The sequence below is a fragment of the Allolucifera butyrica genome, assembly GCF_900476375.1.
GTDB classification, from domain to species: Bacteria; Bacillota; Negativicutes; order Sporomusales; family UPPP01; genus Lucifera; species Lucifera butyrica.
The window spans coordinates 101,752-125,165 of sequence record NZ_UPPP01000051.1 but is presented as its reverse complement, the minus strand read 5'-3'; the positions used below and the strand labels follow the sequence as shown (position 1 = coordinate 125,165).

Genomic DNA, 23,414 nt, shown 5'->3' with positions numbered 1-23,414 from the left:
AAAAAAGTAAAAAATAATTATCTGTTGTGAGGAAGTAAACCGTATACAATAATATCCGCCATGGCTGTTAATGCATCGGCATGCGTTAAATTACTTTCCTCAAGAAATCGAAAGTTAAATAAATCGTTTGTTGTACTGGTAATAATTTGCCTGAATACCGATATATTGATGGGGCGAAGAGAATTGGTTTCTATATTCCGGACGATGAAAGATGTCAGGTTATTAAGATGCTCCTCCCGAAAATCTGACACCAACTGCCATTCATTAGGATAATAATGGCGGAGGTCATCATAAAGACTACGATTGTAAATAGGGCCAAATACCCTGGGTGCAATTTTAAGCAAGGCCTGAATTTTGTCCGCAGCAGACAACTCACAGTTACTGTAAATTTCCTGTTCCTGTTCCTGAAAGTCCTGAATAGTAGTCACCAAAATATTATGTATAAGTTCATTTTTAGAGGCAAAATGCTCGTATAAGGAAGTTTTACTGAGACTAAGACGTCTGGCCAAATCGCTCATGGTAAATTTTACACCGCGAACTTTCATCTCTTCGGCCGCGGCCATAAGAATACGATTTCGCAAAATAAGATCACCTCGACTATTCTTGTACCGAAATGACAAAATCGGTACTAACAAACTAAACTTAGATTATATTATTTTTTTGTATGTGTCAATACGTTTTTTAAAAAGGAAATTTTACACGGCAAAAAGACGCTCATAACCTGCTAAAGTTATAGGCGTCTTTTATAAGGCTGGTATCCCTGACTTCCAGCCGAAACGAGGGCGTACTGCTGCTACACTTAGCAGTAATATAGGATTATTGGCACAGAAAGTAGTTAATGATACCGTTTAAAATCCCGTTGGCTATTAGATTTTGATAGCAGTTATTCATAAGACACAATGCTTCCGCAGGATTGGATAGATACCCCATTTCAATTAATGCTGCGGGTATGTCATTATGAACGAGTACATAAAAATCAGCCGGGCTAACACCATTATCAACGGCGCAGGTTTCATTTATTAAAGAAGTTTGGATAGTACTGGCAAGGCCGGAAGAACGTCCCATCGGGAAGTAACTGGCAGCACCCGAAAGATTGATATTGGGAACATCGTCAACATGCAGACTTACGAAAATATCTGCGCCGGAGGTTTTAGCAACATCTACTCTGGCTTGGAGATCGGCGTCAAGAGTCGAGCCAGGCGGGGCCAGGTTAACATCACGCGTTCGCGTCATAATAACTTTAGCGCCTAACCTGGCTAGTTTTTGGCATAGTTTAAGACCGACCGACAGATTAATATCAGATTCCCGGAACCCATAGTGTACGCCTCCCGAATAAATACCTCCATGACCAGGGTCGAGGACAATAATTTTATTCAATAATGGTTCTGATACTTCACCGCAGCCACAGTCGCATTCGCCGATGTCTTCTTCATCACAGGCATCACGGTGCAACATTTTTATTCCCTCCAATATGCTTTTTATATATATTATGTTAAGAGGCATAAAGAGGTTCCGGCAGCCACTATGCCTAGTAAGTTGCAAAAAAGACGAGGGAACAGCAGACTGTGAGATATATTACCATTTGTCAAGACACTTTCGATTGATTACACTAGAGATAGCGGGGGGTAATTATTTTGCGAATACATATTATTATCGCTATATCCGTTATGATACTGGCACCCGTAACGACAATCAGCCTTCCAATGCACTTGCCGTCGCAGAGTTATCAAAATCAGTCTCATCCATGGGCGGATTCATTCAATGGCAAAAGTGTCAATAATCCTTCCGGTTTCTCCTTCATCGGAAACGTTCAAAAATTTCTCGACAATAGAAACATTGGCATCGGTTTTGAAAGCAACCGCTATGAGCTATTCTATAAAAAAATTTACTAGTAATTATTTCCTACTTATCAAAGTACCTTTTCCATTCCAAAACACGGCATAGACCGTGTTTTGTTATTTCTCTATCTGACTCTCCCTTTAGCTCAGGACGCATATGCTTATCCTGCAAATGAGTTTGATAAATTTTGTTTCGTCATGATTTTGTCATACTTCCCAGTTATACTAAAAAATAAGAAATGAGGAGGGATATCCCATGAAAAACATCGTAAAAAAAATAATAGTATATTCAATGGCAGGCATTATACAAATAAGTTTCGGTGCAACAATAGCATCGGCTTCCCCCATATATAATGAACCCCAGCGAATCGTTCAACTGGATCATCATAATGGTGATAATGACCGGCAACGTGAGCACGACAGACGCCTACGCGAAGAAAATGAACGCCACGAGCGAGAGATGCAGCGCCACAAAGGGGAAAGCGACAGGGAATGGCATGAACGGCAAGAACGGGAAAGGCAGCGGCATGATGAGGTGCTTAAGGAAATTGAAGCTTTTCTGATTGGGGCCGCAATTGGTTCATCGAGTAATTAAAGTCATATCAAACAGCCGCTTATCTACGGATAGGCGGCTTTAATTATTGGAAATAAAGGGGCTAAAATTTCTACCTAGAATAATTATAAAAAAGATATTGGAGATGTTAACATTGAATCTCTTTCTAAAGTATTTAAAAAAAGCAGGAGCAAAGAACAACTGTAATATTAATGAGAATTGTCCCTGCCTCAATACGACTTGTAAAAGACATGGCAAGTGTTGTGAATGCATCAATTTCCATCGCAGTAAAAACGGCATCGTCTTCTGTATGCAGGGTAAAAAAGAGTAAGATATCATGGCAACCGAAAACACATGGAAAGCATCACAACGATAGTTATTCCACCAACAACAATAAAACCGCAAATAATATCTAAAAGCATTTTCCTTTCCTCCTTATAAACTAGGTGAGCCAAACGATAGTATAGTTATAAAACAAGCATATATTTAGTAATAATCCTCGGCCCACCGAAGTATTTTTGCAAAAAATACCCTCACAATAATGTTCTTCTTTTCACGTTATACATTATATCGACAAATTATGGCAAATCATAATAGGAAAATAGTCCTAAATAAAAAAGCTCGGCGATTAACCGAGCTAAATTAATGCATTAATACCCGATAGCCAACCAGTTAAAGCCTGGAGTATTAGTAAATTTAACCGTACCATTACTATCGCCGCCAAAACTGGCAGACGTTGCCGTCAACGTTCCACATATCATTACCGGTACGTATCCACTGGCAGTATTAACTGCTCCTGCGGCCGTAGCGAATGCTTGCAAACAAGCATTCGGAAAGGCTATGGGAAAGGTAACAGTTTTTGCTGCTACCGTCGTACCACTTGCAGGTAGATTAGAGCTTCCCCACTGCAAAATCAATCCATTGCCCAGCTCTTGATAGCCGTTTGCCGAAAATAAATGTGCCTTGTCATATTCGTCAGTTGAAATAGTAATATCCGCAGTACCATCAAAGGATACACCATTAATAGTTCTTGCAGTTTCCAACTTTGTGGCAGTCGTTGCATTGCCGGAGCAGGCAGCGGCAGTATCTGCACTAGTCACATCCACAGTGATTGATACATCTGCTGAACCATCGAACGATGCATTGCCAGTGGCATTACCCGTAAGAGAAATCGTTCTAGCCTTAGCCAACTGGGTGGCCGTTGCCGAATTCCCAATGCAGCTTGCCGCCGTCGTTGCTGAATCTGCAGTATTGGCACTTTCTGCAGCGACAATCTTGTCTTCTTTCAACGCTCTAAAATTTTCTCTGATACCTGCCGTATTGTCTAACGGTAAGGTCGAATCGTATGCCATTTGTTAACCTCCTAAATTATTTTAATTAAAGCCGATATGGCAAAGGAACTCTTATAGTTAATGTGTTTTTCCCGTATATCGGTCTTCACTTAGATACATTCATAAACGGCGAATTTTTTAACGGTTCAAAACTGATTAACTTAAAAAAACCGCTCATCTAAAAACCAATGAATAGTGGCTAAGACCGCCCAAGAAGTCATCAGGAAAAGTATTAAAACAAAACTTCTGCCGAGTTTAGGCAGAAGTTTACTAATAAATCAACGGTTCCGCCGGCGCTAGCACCGATCATGGCAATGGAGCAGCATGGCCGGAAAGTTTGACGTCCTCTTAATATTTGCCATAATGAACTTTTGCTTTTTCGTAGCGGTCAATATATTTATTTTCTGTCTCAGGATATCCTGCCGGCACTACAGCAAACGGCAAAACAGATTCCGGCAAAGCAAATAATTCCGCTTAAACCACTTTTTTGAGAATCAGGCCAATGGTTGCCGAAAGATTACTTACCGGCTTGTTTTTTGTTTAATGCTAGCCAGCATACTGCCAGCCTGCACTAGCCTCTTTTTGCGCATCAAAATCGCCGTCCGCCAGCGCCTGCCGATAGGCCGGCGCATCGGTCAGCGCCGCCAGTAATGCAATGGGCCCATGACACAATAAAGCAGTCGGTTTCGATTGCTGATGAAAATAACGCAGCGCTTCACCGAGATTGGGATCCTGCATCAGATCGTTCATTGGCGCGTGCCCGCCGGGAACATAGATGGCTGCATATTGATCCAATTCGCCGTCAACTGCCTCCTTCAAGGTAATCGGATGCTGCAGGTTTTGCAGGTTTGGGTAAGTAGCGACAAAATCAAGGGCGCGTTGCAGAGCGGCCTGGTCATTGCCGAAAAATCTGACGTTGTTAGCTTTCAATATAAAAGTATGCACTTTTATGGTAGATACTATATACTAAGGAAGATACTATACTAAAGGAGAGTGTCAATGTGGCAAAATCTGAGGAAATTACCCTCGACTGCCCTGTGGCATATACGTTGTCTGTGCTCGGCGGCAAATGGAAGTGGCTGATTATTTATCTATTATGCGAGCAGGGGACCTTACGATATGGGGAATTGAAAAGAAGACTTTCAGGTATTACCCACAAAATGCTGAGCCAGCAACTAAAAGAACTCGAAACGGAACAATTGATTGCCCGCAAAGAATATCACCAAATTCCGCCCAAAGTTGAATACTCGCTAACTGAAAAAGGACAGACACTCATTCCTATTTTGGACCTCATGTGTGACTGGGGCGAAATGAATTGGCCAAAGGCCAATCTTAGCCTGGAATAGTGGAAAAAAACAAGCCGGCTTTAGTCTGCAAAATTGACTAAAACCGGCTTGTTACCTGCGCCTAAACTTTTGATCTTCTTAATTCTTTTTTAACTACTGCATTATAATTCGATTCTAATATAACTGCAGCTTTCTGACGGCTATTCAAACAGTTCTACGACGTTCTTTAATTGCTTACGAATTTCAAGCCCCTGTGGACAATGACTTTCGCATTTGCCACATTCGACGCACTTAGAAGCAGGAGCTCCCATTTGCGACCAGGCCCCGTACATAAATTTTGCATCCGGTGCGCCGTCAAAAATCCAATAATCATTATAGGTAGAAAAGCACATCGGAATATTGATGTCGGCGGGACAAGGCATACAGTAAGCACAGCCTGTACAATTGACTTTTACTTTTTCTTTAAAAATTCTCTTTACGGCTTCAATGCTAGCTAATTCCTTTGCCGTTAAAGAATTGGCTGCCGCTTCCTGGGCCACCCGGACATTCTCAGTAACCTGATCCATGTTATTCATGCCGCTTAATACAACAGATACCTCAGGGTGATTCCATACCCATCTCAATGCCCATTCGGCCGGGGTTCTTTTGACCTCGGCCCGGTCAATAACCGCTTTTGCCGGTTCGGGCAGCTTGGTCAGGCTACCGCCTCTTAGCGGTTCCATAATGACAACGCCCAACCCTTTCTTAGCAGCGTATGCCAACCCTTCTGTTCCCGCCTGGAATTTTTCGTCTAAATAATTGTATTGAATTTGACAAAATGACCAATCATAGGCATCGACGATTTCTTTAAATAACTCGCCTTGATCATGAAAGGAAAATCCGGCATATCTGATTTTACCAGCTTTCATCGCCTGTTCCAAAAAGTCTTTAAATCCGGCCTCTTTTAACTGAGGCCAAACCTTGTGATTTAAAGAATGGAGTAAATAAAAGTCAATTGCATCTGTCTCAAGCCGTTCCAGTTGTTCATTTAAATAACGATCCATATCTGCCCGCGTTTTAATCAGCCAGGTCGGCAGCTTGGTTGCTAAATTGACTTTCTGCCGATAGCCATCTTTCAGCGCCTTAGCAACAAAAGGCTCACTGGCTCCCCCCTGATTAAAACCGGTTCCGTGATAAGGATAAGCCGTGTCAATATAATTTACTCCCGCATCAATCGCATGCCGTATCATAGGTATCGCTTTTTCTGCATCGATTTTCGTTGGATCGTTGTCAATAACCGGCAGTCTCATACAACCAAAACCTAATACAGAAACCATCTCATTCGTTCTGCCAAATTTTCTATACAGCAAAATAACCCCACCTTTTTATTTTATAATTAAAGGAATGAACGTTCACTCCCATATATGAAAAATAAACCCATAAGTTAGCGTCTGATTGTGTCCCATACGGCCTCTACCCCCTTATCCAGAGTAGCGCTATCCGGTTTCACCTCACTAAACAGGTAAAGATTTACAAGGGCCTTCGTCGCACCAAAAGCAAGCGTATTTATCATTTCCATGGGAAGATCTTTTAATAAAGTCTCCTCTTTGGCCCGAATAAATAATTTGCTTGCCGGTTCAAACATACGCAGGCCTTCTTGCCGGGTGGCAACCGTAATCATAGGAGAGTTGGCATATTGCTCCATAAAAAGAAATTCCTTGGGATTTTCAATAAAGTAATCGACAATACTGCGTAATAGTATTATGAAACTTCTGCGGACAGGCATGTTCTCTGAATAATTTTTAAAAACAAACTGAGCAAGACGAGACTTAACCTGAATATAGAGGCTATTAATCAAGTCCTCTTTACTGGGAAAGTAACGGTAAATCGTACCGACTCCTATATTTGCTTTTTGAGCAATTTGCGACATGGGCGTAGCGTGAAACCCCTGTTCGGAGATCAATTCAAGGGTAGCTTGCAACACAGCTGCTTTCTTATCCTGTATTTTTTCCTGCATAATAGTCTCCAAATAAGTAATAGTAGTGCCGGAATGACCATTCATTTTTATATATAAATTACCCTAAAATGATCTCGTTGTCAACCTCTTTTTGCTCAGCCGGACCATAACCAGGACTCAGATTGGTTACCAAGCTAGCAACAATTCAGCATCGTTTTCCCTTCACCGCATAGCTTTTCAAAATCTTTTACAAACGCGGCTACTGCGCAGGTAACGGAATCCAGCTTGATTAGACCTTCCATTACGTCGGGAGAAATTGTCGCAGCACCCACCCCGTATTTTGCCAATTCTAATACTTGCTGCGAATTTTTAAAACTTGCCGCAAGAACTTCGGTTTTTAAATCATTCTTTTTAAAGATATCGTGAATTTCCTTAGCAACTTTCACGCCGTCGGCTCCCAGGTTGTCAATTCTGTTTACGTAAGGCGCCGCATAGTTAGCGCCCGCTTTTCCCGCCAGATAGGCTTGCATGGGGTTGTATACGGCCGTTGCCGTAATCTTGGCGTTTTCTGCCGCAAGCGTTTTTATGGCCTTAAGACCTTCTCTGGTTACGGGAATTTTGACGTACGTAGCAGCGCCCAATTCCGCTTGAATTTTATGCGCTTCCTGAATCATCGATTCGGCATCCAAAGAAATAACTTGAACGTGGAGTTCAGCCTCCGCTCCGATAAATTCCCTGATTTCTTTTAATACTTCATAAGGATTTCTTCCTTCCTTCGCCAGAATCGCCGGATTGGTTGTAACACCATCCAGCGGATAATAAGCATATAATTCTTTAATTTGACCTAAATTGGCAAAATCCACGATTAATTTCATATTATTTTACTCTCCCTTGCTAAAAATTACACTAGATGCTCCGTTCTTTCGATAATATCGTCCTGGGTAGTTTTCGATAATACGTTAAAGAATGCGGAGTAGCCTGCCACCCGCACAATCAGATCCCTGTGCTTCTCCGGATGCTTCTGGGCATCGATTAATGTATCCCGGGAAACCACATTATATTGCACGTGAAATCCTTTTAACCGGTTAAAGAATGTTCTCAGCAGCGCTACTAATTTCATCTTGTCTGCCTCTTTTTCCAGTACTTGGGGCGTTACTTTTTGATTCAACAGTACTCCGCCCGTAATCTCTTTCGTAGGAAGCTTGGCAGCGGATTTAAATACCGCTGTAGGGCCGTTCTTGTCCATGGCATGGGTGGGAGAGCAGCCCTCGGCAAGCGGCGTATAGGCTTTTCTTCCATCGGGAGTAGCCATCGTTCCCAGGCCCTGACCAACGTTAGCAGAAATAGAAGAGGTTCCTGCATAGCGGGTTCCCCCTATCGGTCCTCTGCCAAACCGCGTATTCGGATATTTTACTACTTCGTCAATGTAGCTGCGATAAGCTTCCGTAACCAGTAAATCTACATAATCGTCGTCGTTGCCGTATTTAGGCGCCGCAAGCAGCAAGTTTTGAACTCTTTCTCCGTCCGGTCCTGCAAAGTTATTCATTAATGCATTCCATAACTCCTCACGCCCGACCGTCTTCTCTTCATATACACATTTTTTAATTGCCGCCAAAGAGTCTGCCAAGTTGGCAATCCCTACCTGCAGCCCGCTAATAAAGTCATATATGGCGCCGCCCTCTTTCAGCGTTTTTCCGCGGCCAATGCAATCTTCACTCAATGCCGAACACAGCACATCCGGAACATCTTCCTCTAAAACCATGTCACAAGCATTCTCAATGATTACACTGTGTCTGGTAACGTCCCGGATAAGCACATCCCACGCCTTTTGCAGATCATCAAAGGTTTCCATATCTTTAAAGTGCCCAACCCCTGCCGCTACTTTTAGCCCGGATTTAGGATCCACGCCATTATTCATGGCAATCAGCAAGGACTTAGGAAAGTTCAGAAAGCTCATTCCGGTGCAGCGATAGCCCCATTTTCCCGGAACCGCCACTTCCACGCAGCCAATGGCGCTGTAATTGTACGCGTCCTCTTCTTTGACCCCTTTTTCGAGGAAGGACGGAATGATAATTTCATCGTTATTAAAAGCCGGCATACCAAATCCTATTTTAACCACTTCGATACATTCTTTCATAAACCGGTCATCTAACCCGGCATGATAACGCACTGTCAGATTCGGTTGAGGCAGCTTGGTTTGGGCAACGCTTCTTAATATCAAATAAGAAAGCGGATTTACGGCATCTTTCTTATCTACAGTCTGTCCTCCGATTGTGACATTCTGATACAAAGGGCTTCCGGCACTAAATTGCGTATGCGACCAGCTTCTAATTTTATTGACCGTCAGTGTTTTTATCCACAGATTGGAGAGTAATTCCACGGCGCTTTCCTCAGTAATTATGCCGGCATCCATATCTTTTTTATAATAAGGATACAGGTACTGATCCATTCGTCCATAAGACAGGGAGTGACCATTCGACTCAATTTGCAGAACTAAATGAACCAGCCACATCGATTGAATGGCTTCATAGAATGAATCCGCCGGTTCATAAGGAACTTTGATTAAGATTCTGGCAATTTCACGTAATTCCGCTGCTCTTACGGAATCTTCTTCTCTCTCCGCCATGGAAATTGCTAAGTCGGCATATCTTTTGGCAAATGCCGACGTTGCATCAATGACAAGGAGGATTGCCTGATAAAAATACAGTTTCTTCAGATTCTTAAAATCGGTTAAATCCAGGGAATCCATCATAGCCAGCGTTCTTTGCCTATAATCTTTTAAACCATATTTCATCAATCTGCCATAATCTACGGCAATATGCGCATCGCCGGATGTGATATTTCCTTCCGCCTTTATGATTCCTAAGTCGTAAAAAACTTTGCTGGCCGGCGGCATTGCGGCAAGCCCGCGCTCCTTGGTTGTATTGTGTTGCCAGAAAGGGGCGATTTCCCTCAATTGCCGTTTCGTTTCTTCTGTAATGTAAAAGATATCTCCCTCTCTTTTTTCAAATTCATCAAGCTCTTTTATCACCCAATCCATGGCATATTCCGGAAAAATAGGAGCCGCCCGGTTTTCTGACGCCTGGTTGCCAACGATAAGAGTATCTTTTTCGATAAAAATGCTCATTTTTTTCAAAACATTTTCCAGCATACAGGCTCTTTTTAATATAACCGGCTTATCAAGATTCTGCTTATAGCTTTCTGTGGTGTAAACGGCTCTTTCGGCGCATACTTTGGGTTTTGCCCTTAATACTTCTTCTCTAAAGCGAGACATTCTCTCTGTTAACTGTCCAAAATATTCACTCATTGATATCCCTTCCCAATCATTTGATTACATATAAATCAATAATTTATCGGCTAATTAAATAATATCATTTATCATTTCATAGATCAAATGCTTTTATTACATTCGTAAATATATATTTTACATTTGCAATAATCTTATTTTTAAAATAGAACCGTTTACAAGATAAATAAAACAGGCATAATTCAAATTAAAATTTACAATCCAACCCGTTACCTAGAAAGACTTTTTGATAATCCTGCAAATCCTCCGGATGAAGCGGCTTCACATTATTCAGCTTATATTTCATGCCTAGTAATTCGTATTTTTTTTGGCCAAATTGATGAAATGGTAACAAATTAACTTCTTTAATACCCACATCCATTAAAAGCCTGCAAAAGCCTGCCGCATCCTGAAGGCTATCGTTAAACTTAGGAATCACGGGAATCCTGGCAATTATTTGCTTGCCTTTTTGCACAGTCAGTTTCATATTTTCCAGGATTATAGCATTGTCTACACCGGTCCCCTCTTTGTGCTTGACCGTATCATAGTGTTTCAAATCAAATAATACTAAATCAACCTGTGCCAAAAATCTTTCAAATACCTCGGAAGTTGTGTAACCGGTCGTTTCAACCGCCCGATGAATGGTATGCTTTTTCAATTCCTTTAAAAGTTCCATGGCAACATCCGCTTGTTGCAGAACCTCTCCGCCGGTTAAAGTAACGCCTCCCCCTGATTCCTCATAGAAGTCCCGGTCCTTTAACACTGCCGCGACAATCTCATCGACTGCTTTATATTCGCCTTCCACTTGAAAACAATTGGCCGGACACCCTTTCATGCATTCTTGCCATCCCTTGCATTTTTCATTATCGATCAGTATCCTGTTTTCGCCTTCCGATATAGCTCCTTCCGGACATCCTTTCACGCATTTTTTACAACCAATGCATTTTGCGGCATCCCAGGCAATTTGAATTTTCCCCATTTGAGATTCCGGATTGGAGCACCAATTGCATTTAAGCGGACACCCTTTAAAAAATACGGCGGTTCGAATTCCAGGGCCATCATGGATACTAAATTTTTGTATATTAAACAGTAACGCTTTCTTTTGCTGCATAGGCCACATCCCTTTTTTCAATACTATAACCAGCATAAATCAATTCATTTCATTTGTAAATAAAATAGTTTCATCCGTATTACTAATATGTTATATTCACTTATTGTAATAATAAAAACTATTATGCTATAATTAGTAGAAATCCCGTTTCTATGGAGGAAAATATGACGGCTAGAATGACTAAGATATTAAATATAATCAATGAAAATAAAAAAATAGAAGTGTCCAAGCTTTCCGACCTTCTAGGCGTTTCTCAGGTAACAATTCGTAAGGATTTAGATATCTTAGTTGATAAGGGACTTATTTGCCGGGAACATGGCTATGCTGTTTTGAATGACAGTGACGACATTAACAATCGCCTCGCAATCAATTATGATATAAAACAAAAAATTGCTAAACAGGCCGCCAACTTAGTTTCAAATGGAGAAACCGTGATGATTGAGTCAGGATCCAGCTGCGCTATTTTTGCCGAAGAATTGGCAAAAAACAAAAGGGATATCACAATCATCACCAATTCCGCTTTTATTGCCTCTTATATCAGACAATACGCTAATTGCAAAATGATCTTACTTGGCGGCGAGTATCAAAAGGAATCTCAGGTAAATGTAGGCCCCATCACCAGAAAGTGCGCCGGCGAATTTTACGTAGATAAGCTTTTTGTGGGAGTCGACGGGTTTTCAGCAGAATCGGGATTTATGAGTAGTGATCTAATGAGGGCTGAAGCAGTGAAATCTATGGCGGAATCCGCCAAAAAAGTTATATTACTCACCGATGCAACCAAGTTTAACCGACGTAGTTTGGTTGTTTTGTTCCCTCTAAGCAAAGTGGATTATTTATTCACAAATAATTCGATTCCTGTAGATGCTAAAGCTCTGATAGAAAGCAACAATATAGTTCTAAATATCGTTTAACACGAAGTTTAGGGTAATTTCGCTAATATCCCACATCAGTCAGGACCACCGATAAACGGGTGGTCCTGACTGCGTTAGCCATCATCCGAATTATCTCCAAAGAAAGTAAGCGCTTGCCCCCTTTTCCAGGATGGTTTTCCTAACTATTGCTTGTATATTTATCAACCAGCTTTTTAACTTCTTCTTGTACTTGTTTTACATTGTCTTTATTAACAATCTCTGTCCCGGTATCAATCCGTTTGTCAACCTTTTCACCTTTAGCTGCTTTAATAGCGGCTTCTACACTTTTAAATCCCATGTTAAACGGACTTTGAGCAATCGTTGCGTTTAATTGCCCGGCAGCAATCGAAGCAAGAGTATCCGGCGAACCGTCGAACCCAAGAACAGGAATATTTTTACCGGCAGTTTCTAACGCTTTTACAGCACCAAGAGCCATTTCCTCATTTGTGCAGAAAACTGCATCAAACGGCAGCTGGCTTTGCAAAACGTTCTCCATTACAGTTACGGCCATAGCGCGTTCACTGTTGGCAGGTTGAACAGCGGCTACTTCAAGCCCGGCTGCTTTTATCGCTTCGATAAAACCGTTGGCGCGTTCATCATGGGTCGGATCCCCTAAAGCACCGCGCAGAATTAATACTTTAGCGCCTTTTTTATGAACCAGATTTTTCGCCAAATATTCGCCGCCCAATTTACCGGCATTATAATTCCCCGTACCTACAAAAGAAACTTTATCATCCCATTTCGCATCCGTATCAAGCAATATTACAGGAATCTTGGCTGCTTTGGCCTTATTAAATGCGGGGATCGCACTGGGCGGCTGGGAAGGGGCAACCACCAAAGCATTTACTTTCTTGGTAATTTGGTCTTCAATCATGGAAATTTGCTCAGTAACATTCGTTTCGGCACTAGGACCTAATACGGTGACATCAGCGCCATATTTTTCACCTGCAGCTTTTGCCCCGGCTTCTACGGTTTTCCAGTAATCGCCGTTCAAAGCTTTAACTATTACACCAATTCTCATTTTTCCAGGAGTCTTTTGGGCATCGCTTTGTGGTTGGGAACCACCGCAGCCGGCAACTACCAAAGTAACCATTAAAACCAACGCCATCAACAAAAATAAAGACTTTTTCATTCTAAAATTCCCCCTTTTTTACTTTGGTGCTTTTCTTGAACCCTATTCGCTATACGTCTTCTTATATATTTGACCACCCCCTCAGATATCAAAAACTTCTATTTTTTCCTTCCAGCCATTCTTACCAATTCTTATTGATTATCCTCTTCGCGAGTAATCATCAATATAATTCTCTATATTATGAAAATTTAAACACATCATATTTATATATTAATGTAAGGGTTTATTGTTTGTATTGGAAATATTGCCGCTTTTTTGCACTTTTTAATTAATAATCTGTTCATGAAGTTCACTAAACCCACAAAAAAGAACCCTGCAGATAAAAAGTGCCTGCAGGGTCTATATATAGGGGATACGTGTAATATAGTAATTTTAAAATATAGTAAATTGTTTGTATCAAAAATATTTCAGTTTTTTTGTACTTTCCTTATCAATTTATGCTGATTTATTATACCGGCACTACTGGGTCGATTGCTCTTCTGTAAACAGCATGGCGTCAATAAAAAAATCGTTAAATTCTTTACAAGCCGACAGTTCAATATACTTAATTTTTTCTTTAATTAACCTGATCAATTTCCTGCTGTAAAAGGGTCTTCAATTTCTCCTGAGTATCATGTAAGCCTTAATGCAAAAAAGTAACGTCAACATAGCAGCAGGACTGGCTGCTTAAGTAAGAAATTTCTCTATTCAAAACATCACAGGCAATGACTTTTAGTCTAAGCATGTTATCACCTTATCGAGCAATTTGCTGCCCTCTTGCTTCCCGGAATTTTCCCGGAGTTATTCCGGTCTCTTTCTTAAATACTCTGGTAAAGTAACTTTGATCTTCATAACCAATTAGACTGGAGACATCTGTCAACGGAATCGATACATCCAGCAAAAGATCTTTGCCAATTTTGACACGCAAGGCATTTATATAAGAAACGAAACTGCATTTCATTTCATCTTTAAATATTTTGCTGAAGTAGCCCGGACTCAGGTATACATAGCCGGCAACCTGTTCCAGCGTCAGCCGTTTCATGTAATTTCTTTTAATATAGTCCACTGCTTTGTAAAGGACGTCTTTATGGCGCACATCCGCCAGATTAAATACACAATCAGTAAATCTTACCATGATCCTGGAAAGCCAATGGGTTAATTCTTCTACCGTTTTTAAATGATTAATATCGGAAAGGTATTTATAATTTAATCCGAAAATTTCAGAGGAGTCGGCGCCGCCTTCGACAGCGGCCCTGGAAAGTAAGACCACCAGTTCCAGTATTCTTGCTTTAATGATTTCAAAGTCTTTACCTGACGAAAATAAAACATAACCCAGTATTTCATTCAAAATTTTTTGCGAAGCGGCTTTATCCCCTAAAGCTATCTTCGAGAGCAGTTCTTTTTCCTTTCCAAAGGGATACTTTGTATTATTTTTCAAAAGCTTACTATCCTGTATCGACTGTGAAATGTCCGCCTGGGTCTTGTGATACTGGCGTTGGTCTTCCCGCTTTGATGTTTTATGCGCGGAAAGACTGGTAGCTACTAAAAACAATAACTCCGACAAGTCGTTTACCATTTCAGGCTGGATTACCGGGACTTGCTGCGCATACGCATTCATATCTTTCAATTGGGATTCGCCAATACCGTTCTGTTTCATAATATCTTCCAACAGGAATTCTTCCGGTTCCAGCATGGATACCGGCCCGCCGATCAGAACAGCCTGTATGACGCCGTTACTTGTTAAGGGCGAGGCCCAGTGTACCATGCCTATGGGACAAAAATAAATATATTTTCCGCCAAATCTTTCTGCCTGGTAACTGCCATATAAATGGACACTGGCACAACTTGTCTGGGAAGACGGTCCCAAGCGAAGTTTACCGCAGAACTGGCAAAGGTTGTTACTGATACCCGCTTTATACAGAAACTTTCCCTTTATATCAAGGATATAACTCTCAATATTTGTGGACCGGCTATAGGCGTAAAGACTCTTTTTGACTTTATCAAGATCGAAGCTGATATCCTCGTAGGCTGCTGCCATATTATCACTCTTTCTCTTGGATAAAACTTAATTTATCACAGACGGCGTCAGCATTAGACTCTGCGGAGTTTCAACAATTTTAAAATTCTGATTTTTCATTTATTCGACCTCCTTAATTTTGATTATTATTGCCCTCAATATGGTTCTAGTATATAATGAATTTGTTTATAAGTCATTTCACAGAGTTGCCTTAAAATATACATATCTTGCCCTGGGAATTAGCGGTGGAGGTTGATGAAATGGAAATCTCTGACGAAGGAGTATTGTCCTCCTCAAATATGTATTTTCTCATTCCCTCGGAATTTGCCCAAAATGTACTTTATTATTTACAATACGCGGGAATTTTCGACTGTACGGAAGACTACAGAGTACAGCGTAATTTTTTAAACTTGTATTTACTTATGCTGATTGATTATGGGGAAATGTATATAGAATACCGCGGGCAAAATAAAACTGTATCGTCCGGAAATATAATTTTAATGGACTGCAAATACCAGCATCTATACAAGGCTGCTACCAAATTGAAGTTTCGCTGGATTCATTTTTCAGGCAACGGGAGCCAGGCATATTGTGATCAGCTCTATAACCGGTATGGAAGTGTGTTTGACACTTCTTCCACAATCGACAAAACAGTAAATAATCTTCTATCTATGGTAGAACGGAATGTAATTAATGAGCATCAGGCATCTGTCTATATTCATCAAATCCTTGGCGAATTAAGCAATACGCAGAGTAGACTCCCGTATGCCTCCAATAATTCCATTTCCAGGGCGATTGAATTTATAAGCCAGCATTATGCCGAAAACCTGTCGCTCCGTGATATGGCAGCGCAGGTTAATCTGTCACCCTATTACTTTACCAGACTGTTTAATAAGTATACGAATTGTTCCCCCCATGAGTATCTGTTGAACGTTCGTTTGAAAAAAGCACAGGAAAAGCTGGTTATGTCGGATGATTCGGTTGAAAATGTTGGATTTGTCTGTGGCTTTAATAATGCCTCTCATTTTATCAGGGCTTTTAAAAAAAACACCGGCATGACCCCGAATCAATTCAGGCGTATTCAATTCTAGCGCCTGTTATCAGCTAGTACTATGCAAATAAGGCTCAATCCAAAAGACCACCCGTTTGACGGGTGGCCTTAATTGTATTTATGCGGCTATTGAGGCGCTCAGTTCCCAAAATTAAAAGTTCTTTGCCAGTTCCATGGCGATTTCCGTCCACCTTGAAGCCCGGTAAGGCTCCCCATGCAGCGTTTGGGTATCTCTCAGACATACGATGACATGACAGTCCTTGGTAATTTCAAAGGCTCTTGCTATTTCACCTCTTATGTAATTTTCATCATACAGCGAAATCATACTCGTAGGATGGGGTCTCCACGAATAGACATATTTATCTTTCAGCTTTTCCGCCGCAATTTGTAGATCCGATACCAGGCTTACCGCCACTTCCCGTAAATTCGGGATATGCTTCAGAATGATATCGTACTTTTTATCAAGTTTCTCGCAACAGCCATAGCAATTCAGTCCAAATTTTTGTGCGACCTCCCTTTGGTAGGGCAGGATAAATTCTTCCACCATAGCGGGAGAAACATTGGTTAACTCCTGCGCCATAAAATATCCCCACAAATGCCCGGTAGTAACGTGGTCCGGATTAAACCCCGCTTGCGGTAATTCATCGGTACACCCTAATCCGTTGGATCCACACGGACTGTTTGAATTAAATAGAAAGTCATTATTATTCAGCATTAGGAGATTGTTCTTTTCCAAATCGTCCAGATATTTCATCGTACCTTGTTTTAAGAATTCCATTGCCTCATGAATGAACTCCGGTTCATTTACAAAATCGTAAAAAATATTTTCTAATCCCCGCAATTCGCATAAAACGTCAATAAGACTGTTGCCCCAGCCCATGACCTCACGGTCCGTTGCCGCATAAAAAGGTTCCCCCTTAATGACATGGAGAGTATCTCCGAAAACATCCAGCACGCGGTCAAAGTTTTGATCGGTAGTCTTCCAGTCTACCTCCATTTGGGGAAATTTCATTTTTTTAAAGTCGCTCCATTCATTGATACAGGGAGTAAACTTTGCCGCCTGATTGGCCGATGCGCTATGCGGCCTAACGTGGCCCTCCATCCAGTCAGTTAAATTTCTTTGAACCGGTACATAAACAGTATTATTGATTATTTCATCATCCTTGATTTTTTCCCAACGGTAAATCCGCTTTCTCAATTCCCATTCGTATGTTTTTAACAACGGCTCCTTCACCTGCAATTGAGATTCGGGGATGATTTCCATCCAGGCTTCTTCCGGCAGGGTGCATAAAATAAGCGGTCTAACTTTTCTTAATGAATTTTTTTGTTTCCATAGAGTTCTTTTTTCATCCCAAACAGGATTCTGGGAAATCTCATTAACCTGCTTGGCCAGGTCCCGCAACACCTTTTTTTCTTCTATACTGATCGTCATAGTCAACCACTCCCTGAATAAGATTTCCTTACTTTCAATTTCCCTGATGTAACGCATTATAGTTACTTAACGCTTGAAAAAAAGCATCTATATTATCTAATGGAGTGCCGGGGGGAATATCGCAGCCTGACGATAAAACAAAATTTTTATATGAGTTCATGGCGTTCAGTAATGTATCCACCTTTGTTTTCATCTCTTCCGCAGTTCCATTGAGAAAGACACCGGACGGATCAATATTACCGAAAGCAACCCGGTCATCCGGCACCTGCGGCAAAATATCCGTCATATTTACGGCGTTTCCAAAATGAAGTCCCTTGGCGCCGGTTGAAATCATTGTATCAACCTGCTTAACGGTTTTACCGCAATTGTGTAAAATTACTACATATTCCTGGTCTTGTACGGCTTCGACAATTCGTTTAACGTACTTTGAAGAAAACCCGTCACACTTTTCGGGCGACAAAAGTCCGGCTGCCGGTTCGGCAATGATTACACCATTGGCGCCAACCGCTTTGAAAGCTTTTGAATATTCTATCAAGAATGTTGTGCATTTTTCCAATACCAAATGGACAATCTCCGGTTCTTCCATCATCGCAATCATGATTTCCGTCATATCCATCAAACGCCCGGCAAGAGAGAATGGCCCAATATGTCCTGCAAAAGTAGGTCTGTCCTTAATGTTCTCAGCAGCAAGCCGGGCGGCATTTAAATATACCGTTGTCCTGCCTTCCCCTACGTCAGGTACTTTAAGCTTCTCCGCATCGTCTGTGCCGGCAATTATTTTACCAATTACAGTCGGCACTTCATTTTCGGAGTATTTGATTTTACTGCCAAACGCCTCTGCCTCAACGGATAAGTCCATAATAACCGCGGTTGCGGCTGCCGGAAACTTTTGCGCTAGCGCTTCAATACACAGGTATTGACTCTGCCCGTTGGTAATTACATCCATTACCGTCTTGTTTATCATATTCAGTCCCGGATAAGTCATAATGGGCAGTGCGGCTTTCCTATTGGAGCGGGTCAGTTCTTCCAGCCATTGATACATATTCCGTTTCAATGAAGACTCCTCCCTTTTCAAATAAACGTTGTTTTTGAAACTCGTTTTATGCAGTTATCATATCGAAACCGTACAGTTCCTTCTATCAATATTTCTCAATTTATTGCACTTTCTCAATTTCTAACCGGTTTTTAAGCAAAGAATTAAAAATAATCCTATAAAAATTAATATTTTACAATATATCCACTAAGTCTATCTTTCTCAGGAATTTAAACAATAAACCACCTGCTAATCAGGTGGTTCCTAGAAAGGATCTTTCTTTGTCTTAAACTCCAGATTAAACTACTCTGGTATTACTTCCTATCAAATCTAACTGGGAAATACACGAATAGCAGCCTCGCCATCGACCGGGCAAGCATTCTCGCAAGAGCCGCATCCCGCACACTTGTCAGTCAGAACGCTAGGCCGATGATATTCATCCGCAGCAATTGCCAGAACAGGACATTGTTCACCGCAAATAAGGCACGATTTTCCCTCAGACCAGGCGATACAACGAGACTTATTAATAACCGCCCTGCCCATCCGGATTTTTTCCAGAGGAACCTTGGCAATGGCTCCGGTCGGACATACTTCCTGGCAGGCCAGGCATAAATCACAACGTTTTATGCGAGGGATGATATAAGGTGTTTCAAAGTTCGCGAGGCCGTCAGTAATCGGCATTGAATGCAACGCATTGCTGGGACATACCTGAACACACCTTCCGCACCGGTTACAAACGGCGGTAAACTCCGGTTCCGGTAGGGCTCCTGGAGGACGTAACGCTTTCTCCGCCGCCCAAACAGTCTTTTTCCATAAAGCAGCAGCCAGAGCAACCGTGAAAGCAGCTTTGAAGAACTGTCGCCGCGACTCTTGACGCCTTGTTGCGGCAACATCATCAGCCGAAGCAAGACGATCGTTTTTATCCCGCCAAAAGCTCCACTGCCATTTGATCGCTTTGGTGGGACAAACCCTTTGGCAATTCCCGCAGGCTAAACACCCTTCCTTCGCAACGCCGGTGCTCAATGGTGCGGTGCCGACAGAACAGGCTGCCGTGCATTTCTCACATTGCACACAGCTTCCCATAATCCGGTAACGAAAAAACCGCAACCGGGCTGCGAATGACAAGAGAACGCCCGTGGGACAGAACACACTGCACCAGAGGCGGGAAAGAAACAGAGTACCGGCTGTTATCCCAACGAGCATCCAGGGAACTTGCCCCTGTAAAAACCTTACAATTTCATGGCTAAACAAAGCAAAAGGGGTTAAAAAAAAGACCCAGTTTGACCCGAGGACAAAAACAATCAGTAAGAAGAACAGCCAATAATACCGCATAGGCTGCAAAGCGGGCAACACTTTGGTTCTGGCCAGCGTCAGATTTTTGAAAACAGCCCGGCCAATTTGATCCGTCAGCGCCAGGAAAGCGCCAAAAGGGCATAGCCAACCGCAAAATATCCTCCCCCACAACAAGGTGAATGCCAGCGTCAATAGCGGCAGCCATGACCAGGCAGGAATCTTCTGCTGCCACCGGAGCTGACTTAATAGCAGCCAGGGATCAAGCCGCGAAAACCTTTGTAATACTACATTTTCTTGTCCAAGAGGATATGATAAGTTGGCAATGAGCAATACAAACGATACTAACGAGGTAGCCTGCAACGTATAGCGCAGTAATAACGATCTCTTCATTCAATTACACCTTCACCACAGTAATTTTTGAGAGATCCGTTTCGCCCACGCCCAACTGCGCAGCTGTCGTTATATACCCAATATCCGCCGGTTTTTGCCCGAATAAGATCGCAGCATAAGTGTCAACAGCAACAGGATCCACGCCAAAGATTACCTGATTCCATTCATGGATGGTTCCCGGCCCGGTAGGGCCATTATCAATAATCCCTCTTGTCGCATCGACGATAGTAAGATGAGGTTTCCGAAAGGCTGCAAGTTCAGCAATACATTGCGTAAGGTCCGTCCGGTGAAAGTAGCCGCGGTCCCATACAAGCCCCATCATATTTTTCATACCTAACGTTAGTTGAGTCATACTGTGATGTTTAAGAATAGGAAAGTTAATAAATACGTCGGCATTTAACACATCTTTGGAAAACAAGGCAGTTTTCAGGATTTTACCTCCGGCATCAACCTGTGTATAGAAATTTTGCCGATTGATGGCATATGCTTTTCCGCCCGCCGCCTCCACTGCGGCCTTAATTCCGCTATTAGTCAGACATACAGGCGGACTTTGAAAAGGATAATCAACTACTTTAACTTCCTTGGCCCCTGCCGCCAAGCACTGTTTCACTACAGCGGCAACTAATTGCGGATTGGTAGTTGCGGCTTCTTCCGGTTTCCGGGGCACACTGAAATTCGGCTTTAGCACTACTGTAGCCCCTTTTTTAACCAAGGCGCTGATCCCCCCAAGAGCGGCAAAGCCTTTTTCGATGAGGGAATTAGGATCATTCCCCTGCGATACAATTAGTTTCGTACGGTCATATACACTTGCTGCCGCAGGGGCTCCTTGATTTCCCTGAGAATTTTGCGCCTTTTTCGTATCATCGCCTTTCTCGGAAAAGTTCAGTCCACAACCTGCTAATCCTAACGATAATACTCCACATCCGGCTCCAATGATAAATTGGCGTCTATCCATAATTCATCATTCCTTTCCAACATTATGATAAACTTCCATAATTTACCCTCGATCTCAGTCTAGCACCTGCAGTTAACTTCAAGTCAAGTATTTTTTTATTCCTTTTGCAGTCGTTCACCACAAATTTTAAAACGCAATATTGCAAGAGCAAAGAAAAGTTGGTGTGACTATCCCATCTCAGCTGAGAGGAAACCATAGCTACTCCGTTTTTATATTCTAAAATGACCTTTTTGCGAACTTCCATGGTTACCTTTTAGCCACTGAATTAATCCTTTCATCTTTGTAGTTCTTTTTCTTTTTTGACTACTGCCTGTTCATAGCTGGCAATTTTATAATTCAGGCGTTCCAACATCTTTTTCATATTTTCTATTCTTGCTATGAGCTGCTTACGCTGCTCGATAAAGAGTTTTTTTCTTGCCTTAATAGTTTCATCACCCTGTTGAAACAGCCCAACATACTCAATCAATACTTCAATCGGCAGACCTGCACTTCGCATACATTTGATAAATTCAACCCAATTACAGTCTTCTTCCGTATAATTCCTGATTCCGCTTTTATTGCGGTTCACATGAGGAATCAGTCCTATGCGTTCATAATAGCGGAGTGTGTCCTGGGTAATATCAAATTTTCCACTTACTTCCGCAATTGTCACGCTGCTTCACCTCCCTTACTATTTTTCTATTTGTTATTTAAATTAAGTTTTTTCAGCCAGTTTGCAAGATCTTTATCTGCGCTGTCAACATTACCGCCTCGTACCGCTAATCCGGGCAGTACCTTGGCATTCGGACAGAACTTCTTGATATCGCGCTCACTGCTTCCCATTCCGCTGCCTTCGTGTGTGCAATATGGAACAATGGTCTTTCCCGAAAAATCATACGCCTCTAAAAAGGTAAATACCGCCATCGGCATTGTGCCCCACCAATTCGGATATCCAAGATAAATCACATCATAGGATTCCAGGTCAGTTACCCTTGCTGTAAGCTTAGGTCTGGCATTTTTCTTCTTTTCTTCCTGGGCTATATTGGTTGTTTCCGTATAATCTTCCGGATAGGATTTTTCTGTCTCGATTTGGAACATATCGCTTCCTGTCAGCGCTTGTATTTTCTCAGCGATGACTTCGGTGTTGCCGATTGGCAGTTTTACAATACTGCCACCTACGTAATTATTCCCTTTGCGTGAAAAATAGGCGATGAGGCTCGTTGAGTTTGCCATTTTCCTTACCTCCTAATCAATCTTTTTTATTTTGTAAACTGCAAATTCATTTACCAAAAAGTTCAGCAGCCTGTTTCATTTTATTAATAATATCTACATTAAAGGGACAGTTTTTCATACATAATCCGCATTCTATGCATTCACTGGCGTAATGCTCCAGTAAACTATAATGATTCTTTAATGTTTCAGGAACCTCTTTTTGAATTAATGCTAAGTCTAAATATTTATTTACTGATGCAATATCAATTTTTTTCGAACATGGCGCACAATGTCCGCAATACATACAATGCCCGCTAAATGAACTTCTTGGGGCGCCGGCAAGCACTTCACTGTAATCCTTTTCTTTATTGCTTGCCGTAATATAAGCGGTTGCGGCAAATATTTGCTGCGGGTTGGCCACGCCAACCATTACGGAAGCAACTGACGGTCTGGTTAAACAGTAATGTAAGCATTGTACCGGACTCAGTGCTTTTTCAAAAGGAGACTGGTCACTTAATAGCACTCCGGCAGCATATCCTTTCATAACAGTTAACGCGACACCCGCATTTACACAGGTGTGATACAACTTATCCCGTTTGGGATCAATGCCTTCATAGGTCCTTTTAAAAGTACTTTCTTCAAATAGTATGTTTACATCCTCACTGGCTGGTAACATATCATAGGCAGCA

General features: G+C 41.8%; 24 protein-coding genes. 5 read left to right on the top strand and 19 right to left on the bottom strand.

Going from position 1 to position 23,414, the window contains the following annotated elements:
- Positions 1–17: 17 nt before the first annotated feature.
- Together LUCIF_RS00900 and LUCIF_RS00895 are read right to left on the bottom strand one after the other, a co-directional pair.
- Positions 18–581 (bottom strand): TetR/AcrR family transcriptional regulator, encoded by a 564-nt coding sequence (locus LUCIF_RS00900; protein ID WP_122625983.1) that lies wholly within the window; start codon positions 579–581, stop codon positions 18–20.
- Between the two features lie 235 nt (positions 582–816).
- Positions 817–1,455, bottom strand: coding sequence for an N-acetylmuramoyl-L-alanine amidase family protein (locus LUCIF_RS00895; RefSeq protein ID WP_165865830.1), 639 nt, complete (start codon positions 1,453–1,455; stop codon positions 817–819).
- A gap of 179 nt (positions 1,456–1,634) precedes the next feature.
- On the opposite strand from LUCIF_RS00895, the gene LUCIF_RS00890 reads away from it, so the two are divergent.
- Positions 1,635–1,892: a hypothetical protein gene (locus tag LUCIF_RS00890; protein WP_122625981.1), complete on the top strand. Its 258-nt coding sequence runs from the start codon at positions 1,635–1,637 to the stop codon at positions 1,890–1,892.
- 202 nt (positions 1,893–2,094) lie between these two features.
- Positions 2,095–2,433 carry a hypothetical protein gene (locus LUCIF_RS00885; RefSeq protein ID WP_122625980.1) on the top strand — a complete coding sequence of 113 codons (339 nt, stop codon included), beginning with the start codon at positions 2,095–2,097 and terminating at the stop codon, positions 2,431–2,433.
- 608 nt (positions 2,434–3,041) lie between these two features.
- On the opposite strand, the gene LUCIF_RS00875 is transcribed toward LUCIF_RS00885, so the two are convergent.
- Positions 3,042–3,743, bottom strand: a complete 702-nt coding sequence (locus LUCIF_RS00875; RefSeq protein ID WP_122625978.1) for a gp53-like domain-containing protein — start codon at positions 3,741–3,743, stop codon at positions 3,042–3,044.
- A 525-nt stretch (positions 3,744–4,268) separates the two neighbouring features.
- Positions 4,269–4,667: a DJ-1/PfpI family protein gene (locus tag LUCIF_RS00870; RefSeq protein WP_207856775.1), complete on the bottom strand. Its 399-nt coding sequence runs from the start codon at positions 4,665–4,667 to the stop codon at positions 4,269–4,271.
- A gap of 56 nt (positions 4,668–4,723) precedes the next feature.
- On the opposite strand from LUCIF_RS00870, the gene LUCIF_RS00865 reads away from it, so the two are divergent.
- The gene (locus LUCIF_RS00865; RefSeq protein WP_122625976.1) at positions 4,724–5,068 is read left to right on the top strand and encodes a winged helix-turn-helix transcriptional regulator; all 345 of its coding nucleotides are present in this window, start codon (positions 4,724–4,726) and stop codon (positions 5,066–5,068) included.
- Positions 5,069–5,208: 140 nt separating this feature from the next.
- On the opposite strand, the gene LUCIF_RS00860 is transcribed toward LUCIF_RS00865, so the two are convergent.
- The 5 genes from LUCIF_RS00860 to LUCIF_RS00840 form a co-directional block, all read right to left on the bottom strand.
- A complete protein-coding gene (locus LUCIF_RS00860) occupies positions 5,209–6,357 on the bottom strand; it encodes an aldo/keto reductase (RefSeq protein ID WP_122625975.1) in 1,149 nt (382 codons plus the stop codon).
- 74 nt (positions 6,358–6,431) lie between these two features.
- Positions 6,432–7,004 (bottom strand): TetR/AcrR family transcriptional regulator, encoded by a 573-nt coding sequence (locus LUCIF_RS00855; RefSeq protein ID WP_122625974.1) that lies wholly within the window; start codon positions 7,002–7,004, stop codon positions 6,432–6,434.
- A gap of 134 nt (positions 7,005–7,138) precedes the next feature.
- Positions 7,139–7,819 (bottom strand): transaldolase family protein, encoded by a 681-nt coding sequence (locus LUCIF_RS00850; RefSeq protein WP_122625973.1) that lies wholly within the window; start codon positions 7,817–7,819, stop codon positions 7,139–7,141.
- 26 nt (positions 7,820–7,845) lie between these two features.
- Positions 7,846–10,251 (bottom strand): glycyl radical protein, encoded by a 2,406-nt coding sequence (locus tag LUCIF_RS00845; RefSeq protein ID WP_122625972.1) that lies wholly within the window; start codon positions 10,249–10,251, stop codon positions 7,846–7,848.
- A gap of 187 nt (positions 10,252–10,438) precedes the next feature.
- Entirely contained in the window at positions 10,439–11,377 is a 939-nt protein-coding gene (locus LUCIF_RS00840) for a glycyl-radical enzyme activating protein (RefSeq protein ID WP_243638627.1), read from the bottom strand.
- 116 nt (positions 11,378–11,493) lie between these two features.
- On the opposite strand from LUCIF_RS00840, the gene LUCIF_RS00835 reads away from it, so the two are divergent.
- The gene (locus LUCIF_RS00835; protein WP_207856773.1) at positions 11,494–12,252 is read left to right on the top strand and encodes a DeoR/GlpR family DNA-binding transcription regulator; all 759 of its coding nucleotides are present in this window, start codon (positions 11,494–11,496) and stop codon (positions 12,250–12,252) included.
- A 139-nt stretch (positions 12,253–12,391) separates the two neighbouring features.
- On the opposite strand, the gene LUCIF_RS00830 is transcribed toward LUCIF_RS00835, so the two are convergent.
- The 3 genes from LUCIF_RS00830 to LUCIF_RS00825 all read right to left on the bottom strand — a co-directional run bounded on the left by LUCIF_RS00830 (position 12,392) and on the right by LUCIF_RS00825 (position 15,401).
- Positions 12,392–13,384 (bottom strand): sugar ABC transporter substrate-binding protein, encoded by a 993-nt coding sequence (locus tag LUCIF_RS00830; protein ID WP_122625969.1) that lies wholly within the window; start codon positions 13,382–13,384, stop codon positions 12,392–12,394.
- 459 nt (positions 13,385–13,843) lie between these two features.
- Positions 13,844–13,957, bottom strand: a complete 114-nt coding sequence (locus LUCIF_RS26925) for an ATP-binding protein (protein ID WP_165865829.1) — start codon at positions 13,955–13,957, stop codon at positions 13,844–13,846.
- A 160-nt stretch (positions 13,958–14,117) separates the two neighbouring features.
- Positions 14,118–15,401, bottom strand: a complete 1,284-nt coding sequence (locus LUCIF_RS00825) for a PocR ligand-binding domain-containing protein (protein ID WP_122625968.1) — start codon at positions 15,399–15,401, stop codon at positions 14,118–14,120.
- A 239-nt stretch (positions 15,402–15,640) separates the two neighbouring features.
- Between LUCIF_RS00825 and LUCIF_RS00820 the strand changes: the two genes are divergently transcribed.
- Positions 15,641–16,471 carry an AraC family transcriptional regulator gene (locus tag LUCIF_RS00820; RefSeq protein WP_122625967.1) on the top strand — a complete coding sequence of 277 codons (831 nt, stop codon included), beginning with the start codon at positions 15,641–15,643 and terminating at the stop codon, positions 16,469–16,471.
- Between the two features lie 111 nt (positions 16,472–16,582).
- On the opposite strand, the gene LUCIF_RS00815 is transcribed toward LUCIF_RS00820, so the two are convergent.
- The 7 genes from LUCIF_RS00815 to LUCIF_RS26415 all read right to left on the bottom strand — a co-directional run bounded on the left by LUCIF_RS00815 (position 16,583) and on the right by LUCIF_RS26415 (position 23,401).
- Positions 16,583–17,863 (bottom strand): hypothetical protein, encoded by a 1,281-nt coding sequence (locus tag LUCIF_RS00815; protein ID WP_122625966.1) that lies wholly within the window; start codon positions 17,861–17,863, stop codon positions 16,583–16,585.
- A gap of 34 nt (positions 17,864–17,897) precedes the next feature.
- Positions 17,898–18,917 (bottom strand): uroporphyrinogen decarboxylase family protein, encoded by a 1,020-nt coding sequence (locus LUCIF_RS00810; protein WP_207856771.1) that lies wholly within the window; start codon positions 18,915–18,917, stop codon positions 17,898–17,900.
- A gap of 309 nt (positions 18,918–19,226) precedes the next feature.
- Positions 19,227–20,579: a 4Fe-4S binding protein gene (locus tag LUCIF_RS00805; RefSeq protein ID WP_122625965.1), complete on the bottom strand. Its 1,353-nt coding sequence runs from the start codon at positions 20,577–20,579 to the stop codon at positions 19,227–19,229.
- A 4-nt stretch (positions 20,580–20,583) separates the two neighbouring features.
- Positions 20,584–21,534 (bottom strand): DUF362 domain-containing protein, encoded by a 951-nt coding sequence (locus tag LUCIF_RS00800; protein ID WP_122625964.1) that lies wholly within the window; start codon positions 21,532–21,534, stop codon positions 20,584–20,586.
- A 274-nt stretch (positions 21,535–21,808) separates the two neighbouring features.
- Positions 21,809–22,186: a MerR family transcriptional regulator gene (locus LUCIF_RS00795; protein WP_122625963.1), complete on the bottom strand. Its 378-nt coding sequence runs from the start codon at positions 22,184–22,186 to the stop codon at positions 21,809–21,811.
- A gap of 26 nt (positions 22,187–22,212) precedes the next feature.
- The gene (locus LUCIF_RS00790) at positions 22,213–22,746 is read right to left on the bottom strand and encodes a flavodoxin (RefSeq protein WP_122625962.1); all 534 of its coding nucleotides are present in this window, start codon (positions 22,744–22,746) and stop codon (positions 22,213–22,215) included.
- Between the two features lie 46 nt (positions 22,747–22,792).
- A complete protein-coding gene (locus LUCIF_RS26415) occupies positions 22,793–23,401 on the bottom strand; it encodes a 4Fe-4S dicluster domain-containing protein (RefSeq protein WP_207856770.1) in 609 nt (202 codons plus the stop codon).
- Positions 23,402–23,414: the final 13 nt, after the last annotated feature.